The organism is Pseudomonas sp. EGD-AK9 (assembly GCF_000465935.2).
Classification (GTDB): domain Bacteria; phylum Pseudomonadota; class Gammaproteobacteria; order Pseudomonadales; family Pseudomonadaceae; genus Aquipseudomonas.
This window is the reverse complement of record NZ_AVOF01000213.1, coordinates 1-5,646: the sequence shown is the minus strand read 5'-3', so window position 1 is coordinate 5,646 and position 5,646 is coordinate 1. Positions and strand designations below refer to the sequence as shown.

The following is a 5,646-nucleotide window of genomic DNA, read 5'->3' as shown; positions in this document are numbered from 1 at the left end:
CCCGGCACGCGCCCGGCCCCCAGGGCACCGCGCTGCCGTCGATATAGAGGCTGCGCATCTCGGTGCGCGGCGAGCTGACCCCCGGTGCTCGACGCCCGCCGGCACCCACACCGCGCGCTGCGGCGGGGCGACGAAGCGGGCGCCGGCGGTCTGCACCTCGAGCACCCCGGCGATGGCGTAGGACAGCTGCACCCAGGGGTGGCTGTGGCGGAAGGTCAGCGCGCGGTTGCTCAGCGATTCGACCCGGCCATAGAGCGGCCGCGGCAGGCTCGGCAGCTCGGGCAGGCTGCGGTGCAGGGTGGACGAATGTCTGTTTGGCGACACTTGCTGGCTCTTTGGCGTTAGCCGGAAATTTTCCAGCACGATAGTGTGGCCGCCTCCCGTACCGCAAGCCCGAGAGTCGCCATGTCCCTGCGCCGCTTCCTGCCCGATGCCTTCACCCAGACCCTGCTCGCCGTGGTGCTGATCGCCACCGTCCTGCCCGCCAGCGGCCAGGTGGCCGTGGCCTTCGCGTGGATCACCAACCTGGCCATCGCCCTGCTGTTCTTCCTCCACGGCGCCAAGCTGTCGCGCCAGGCCATCCTCGCCGGCGCCGGGCACTGGCGCCTGCATCTGTTGGTATTCGCCTGCACCTTCGTGCTGTTTCCCCTGCTCGGCTTGGCGCTCAAGCCGCTGCTGGCGCCGCTGATCGGCACCGAGCTGTACCTGGGCATGCTCTACCTCTGCGCCCTGCCGGCCACGGTGCAGTCGGCCATCGCCTTCACCTCGCTGGCGCGCGGCAATATCGCCGCGGCGATCTGCAGCGCGGCGGCCTCCAGCCTGCTCGGCATCTTCCTCACCCCGCTGCTGGTGGCGCTGCTGATGGGCGTGGAAGGCGCCAACGGCTCGACCTTGGACGCCATCGGCAAGATCAGCCTGCAGCTGCTGCTGCCGTTCATCCTCGGGCAGATCGCCCAGCGCTGGATCGGCGCTTGGGTGACCCGCAACAAGGGCTGGCTGAAGTACGTCGACCAGAGCTCGATCCTGCTGGTGGTCTACACCGCCTTCAGCGCCGCGGTGATCGGCGGCCTGTGGCAGCAGGTGCCGCTGCTCACCCTGCTGGCCCTGGTGCTGGCCTGCTGCGTGCTGCTGGCGCTGGCGCTGCTGCTCACCCACCTGCTCGGCAAGTGGCTGGGCTTCAGCCTGGAAGACCGCATCACCATCCTCTTCTGCGGCTCGAAGAAGAGCCTGGCCACCGGCGTGCCCATGGCCCAGGTGCTGTTCGCCGGCAGCAGCATCGGCCTGCTGATCCTGCCGCTGATGCTGTTCCACCAGATCCAGCTGATGGTCTGCGCGGTGCTGGCGCAACGTTATGCCAAGCGCCCGGAGATGGCGCAGGAGGCCGCCCCGGCATAGCCCAGATGCGCTCCACGGTTCGATGGCGGCACATGCCCCGGATTGCATCCAGGCTACGAGGTAGGTTGGCGCTGAGCGCAGCGAAGCCCAACGACGGTACCTGGTGACCTGGCCTCGGCGTCGTGCCCACCCTCGCTCGTTGGGCTTCGTCGCGGGCTCCTCAACCCGACCTACAGCTGATGACCGGCACTTGCTCGGACTCAAAATAACTGTATTTTTATACAGCATATCGAGGAGTCCGAGCATGTCCGTCAGCCTGCCGCCACGTGGCCGTGGCACCGCCAGCAATCCGCATAACCGCTTTGCCCCGACCCGGGTGATCGCCAGCGACGACGGCTGGTTCGAAGAAGTGCCGCCGAGCCGAGCCACCGAGGTGCGCGCGGAAACCGCCAAGACCATCATCAGCCGCAACCAGTCGCCGGACCTGCCCTTCGACCGCTCGATCAACCCTTACCGCGGCTGCGAGCACGGCTGCATCTACTGCTACGCGCGGCCCAGCCACGCCTACTGGGACCTGTCGCCGGGGCTGGACTTCGAGACCCGGCTGATCGCCAAGACCAACGCCGCCGCCCTGCTCCAGCAGCAGCTGAGCAAGCCCGGCTACCAGTGCGCGCCGATCAACCTGGGTGCCAACACCGACCCCTACCAGCCGATCGAGCGCGAGCAGCGGCTGACCCGCCAGTGCCTGGAAATCCTCCTCGACTACCGCCACCCGGTGACCATCGTCACCAAGGGTGCGCTGATCCTGCGCGATCTGGACCTGCTCGCCGAGCTGGCCAAGCAGCGCCTGGTGGCGGTGTATATCAGCCTCACCACCCTGGACGACGAGCTCAAGCGCATCCTCGAACCGCGCGCGGCGGCGCCTTCGGCACGCCTGCGGGCGATCCGCGTGCTGCGCCAGCAGGATATCCCGGTCGGCGTGCTGTGTTCGCCGATGATCCCGATGATCAACGACATGGAGCTCGAGCGCCTGCTCGAAGCGGCGCAGCAGGCCGGTGCGCAGAGCGCCAACTACATGCTGCTGCGCCTGCCGCGCGAGGTGGCGCCGCTGTTCGAGGAGTGGTTGCGGGCCCATCACCCGCAGCGCGCCGAGCACGTGCTCAGCCTGATCCGTCAGAGCCGCGGCGGCGAGCTGTACGACAGCCGGTTCGGCGCGCGCTTTCGCGGCGAGGGCGCCTTCGCCGAACTGCTGGCGCAGCGCTTCGCCCTGGCCATCCGCCGCCTCGGCCTGCAGCGGCGCCAGGCCCTGCAACTGGACTGCAGCCGCTTCGCCCCGCCGGGTGGACAGCTGGCCCTGCTCTGACGCACCCGGCCACAGTCTGCACGGGCCTGCGGGTTGTCGCCGCACCGGCCCTGAGGCGACACTTGGCGTGTGACTCGCCAGCGGCTGCGGCTGTCGGTTTAGCAGCGTCTTTTCAGGTTCATAGAGGTTCAGGGCATGCCTTACAAACACCAGGTCATTCCACTTCAGACCCACGAGGGCAACGAAACCGCCGAGCAGGCGCTGCAAAGCATCGTCGACGGCTTCAAACGCTTTCGCAACGAGGTATTCCCGCAGCAGGAAGAGCTGTTCAAGAAGCTCGCCACCGCGCAGAACCCGCGCGCCATGTTCATCACCTGCGCCGACTCGCGGGTGGTGCCGGAACTGATCACCCAGAGCTCGCCGGGCGACCTGTTCGTCAACCGCAACGTCGGCAACGTGGTGCCGCCCTACGGCCAGATGATGGGCGGCGTATCCACCGCCATCGAGTACGCGGTGATGGCCCTGGGCGTGCAGCACATCGTCATCTGCGGCCATTCCGACTGCGGCGCGATGAAGGCGGTGCTCAATCCGGCGTCGCTGGAAACCATGCCCACGGTCAAGGCCTGGCTGCGCCATGCCGAAGTGGCACGCACGGTGGTGGCGGAGAACTGCAGCTGCGGCAACGACCAGGAAACCCTCGCCGTGCTCACCGAGGAAAACGTGGTGGCCCAGCTCGACCACCTGCGCACCCACCCCTCGGTGGCGGCCAAGCTGGCGCGCGGCCAACTGTTCATCCACGGCTGGGTGTACGACATCGAAACCAGCCAGATCAAGGCCTACGACGCCGAGCTGGGCGGCTTCCTGCCGCTCGATGGCGACAAGGTTCCGATGGCCACCCCGCGCGCCCGCTACCCGCAGAGCTGAAAAACCTGGGGTGTCGCGGGGCCGCCCAGGCCGCGCGCACCAAGTCTCACCAGGTCGCGGCTGACGCCTCTCTCGCAGATGCACTGCGAGGTAGGAGGGGCTTTAGCCGCGACGCTCTTATCCTAAAGCGTCTCCGTAGCCGGTGCGCACAGCGCAGCCTACGAGCGGCGACTCAGAACTTCTCCCCGCGCAGCACCTCCACCTGCGCCAGGTAGCAGACCATGGCGAAATGGTCGTAGTAGCGCGCCTGCAGGTGTTCGGCGATGCGCTCGGCCAGCTCGCGGCCGCAGATGATTTCCAGGCGGATATTGCCCTCGGTGTCCCAATCGGCGCTGCGCACGCCGCGGTGCCCGCGGCCGCGGGCGTCGGAGAGGGTCCAGCCGGGGGCGCCGAGCGCCTCCAGGTCGGCCAGCAGCTTCTTCTCCAGCGCCGCCTCGCAGATCACGGTGAGCAGGGTACGGCTATGTGCGTTCATCTCAGAATCCCCAGGCGATCAATAGCTCGGCCAGCGCCAGGTACAGCGGGATGCCGAGCAGGATATTGAAAGGGAAGGTTATCCCCAGCGAAGCGGTCAGCGACAGCGACGGGTTGGCCTCCGGCAGCGCCAGGCGCATGGCCGCCGGCACCGCGATATAGGAGGCCGAGGCGGCCAGGGTGGCGAGCATCGCCGTGCCGCCCAGGCTCAAGCCCATGAAGCGCGCCAGCAGGGCGCCGATCAGCGCGCCGAGCAGCGGCATCAGCAGGGCGAAGGCGGCCAGGCGCAGGCCGAACTGCTTGAGCGCACCGAGCTGGCCGGAGGCGATCAGGCCCATCTCCAGCAGGAAGAACGCCAGCACCGGCTTGAACATGCTGGTGTACAGCGGCTCCAGCGGCTTGATCGCCTCCTTGCCGGCGATGGCGCCGATCACCAGGCCGCCGAGTAGCAGCATGATGCTCTTGCCGAGGAAGATCTCGCGGCCCAGCTCGCCCCAGTGGGTCTCGCGGGAGATGCCCTTGGCCAGGACGATACCGACCAGGATCGCGGGAATCTCCAGGATGGCCACGAACAGCGGCATATAGCTCTCGAACGCGACGCCCTTGGCCAGCAGATAGGCCACCACCACGGCGAAGGTACCGGCGCTGACCGAGCCGTAGTGCGCAGCCACCGCGGCGGCGTTGATGCGGTCGAAGCGCAGGCCGCGCAGCAGGACGAAGGCGAGCAACGGCAACAGCACGCCGAGCGCCAGCACCAGCGCCGACTGGCCGAGCAGCTGCAGGCTGGCCTGCTCGGCCAGCTCCACGCCGCCGTGCAGACCGATGGCCAGCAGGAGAATGATCGACAGCGTCTCGTACAGCGCCGCCGGCAGCTTCAGCTCGCTCTTGAGCAGACCGGCGACCAGGCCGAAGACGAAGAACAGCACCACCGGGTCCAGAGCCACTTGAGCTCACCTCCTAGATCGGGTGAAACGAAGGAAAAGGCCATGCCCCGGCACAGGGCGGTGCTGATCGCCCTGCTTTGCCTCGCCACCGGGCGACGCACCGGGACATGACCGGAAAGCGTAGGCGCGCCGGCACGCGCGCGATCAAAAAAAGGGAGCCTTGCGGCCCCCGGGACAACACGCGCGCGCCGTCGCGCCGAAATAAAAAAGGAGCCCGGGCGATCCCATCAAACTTGCCCATTCAACAGGCCGGGCTCCATGAGGTTAACCTTCGATTTCCACCAGCACCTCGCCCGGGTTGACTCGGTCGCCCTTGGCCACGTGCACCGCCTTGACCGTGCCGGCGATCGGCGCCTGCACCTCGGTCTCCATCTTCATCGCTTCGGTGATCAGCACCGCCTGGCCGGCCTTGACCGCGTCGCCGACCTTGACCAGCACGTCGACGATGTTGCCCGGCATGGTGGTGGACACGTCGCCCGGCGCGCTGGCCTGCTTGCGCTTGCCGCCGGTGCCGGCGACGAAGTCGTTGAGCGGCTCGAACACCACCTCTTCCGGCATGCCGTCGATGGACAGGTAGAAGTGACGCTTGCCGTCACCCTTGACGCCGACGCCGGTGATGTCGACGCGGTAGCTCTCGCCGTGCACGTCCACCACGAACTCGGTGGG

Annotated in this window: 6 protein-coding genes and 1 pseudogene; 3 read left to right on the top strand and 4 right to left on the bottom strand. The window is 67.8% G+C overall.

Translation table 11 applies throughout. The annotated features are described in order from the left end of the window. A pseudogene (locus tag N878_RS26790) lies at positions 1 to 324 on the bottom strand (AraC family ligand binding domain-containing protein); the annotation flags it as partial. A gap of 81 nt (positions 325 to 405) precedes the next feature. Between N878_RS26790 and N878_RS11235 the strand changes: the two are divergent. The 3 genes from N878_RS11235 to N878_RS11225 all read left to right on the top strand — a co-directional run bounded on the left by N878_RS11235 (position 406) and on the right by N878_RS11225 (position 3,562). Then, positions 406 to 1,395, top strand: a complete 990-nt coding sequence (locus N878_RS11235; protein WP_021443752.1) for a bile acid:sodium symporter family protein — start codon at positions 406 to 408, stop codon at positions 1,393 to 1,395. Positions 1,396 to 1,639: 244 nt separating this feature from the next. Next, a complete protein-coding gene (locus N878_RS11230; protein WP_021443751.1) occupies positions 1,640 to 2,698 on the top strand; it encodes a PA0069 family radical SAM protein in 1,059 nt (352 codons plus the stop codon). A 135-nt stretch (positions 2,699 to 2,833) separates the two neighbouring features. Beyond that, positions 2,834 to 3,562: a carbonic anhydrase gene (locus N878_RS11225; RefSeq protein ID WP_021443750.1), complete on the top strand. Its 729-nt coding sequence runs from the start codon at positions 2,834 to 2,836 to the stop codon at positions 3,560 to 3,562. A 172-nt stretch (positions 3,563 to 3,734) separates the two neighbouring features. Here N878_RS11225 and N878_RS11220 read toward each other — a convergent pair whose 3' ends face one another. The 3 genes from N878_RS11220 to N878_RS11210 form a co-directional block, all read right to left on the bottom strand. Continuing rightward, entirely contained in the window at positions 3,735 to 4,037 is a 303-nt protein-coding gene (locus N878_RS11220; RefSeq protein WP_021443749.1) for a nitrogen regulatory protein P-II, read from the bottom strand. Position 4,038: 1 nt separating this feature from the next. Next, the gene (locus N878_RS11215) at positions 4,039 to 4,980 is read right to left on the bottom strand and encodes a sodium-dependent bicarbonate transport family permease (RefSeq protein ID WP_021443748.1); all 942 of its coding nucleotides are present in this window, start codon (positions 4,978 to 4,980) and stop codon (positions 4,039 to 4,041) included. 264 nt (positions 4,981 to 5,244) lie between these two features. Next, the coding region (locus N878_RS11210; protein WP_031303045.1) for a biotin/lipoyl-containing protein at positions 5,245 to 5,646 on the bottom strand (402 nt) is incomplete at its 5' end.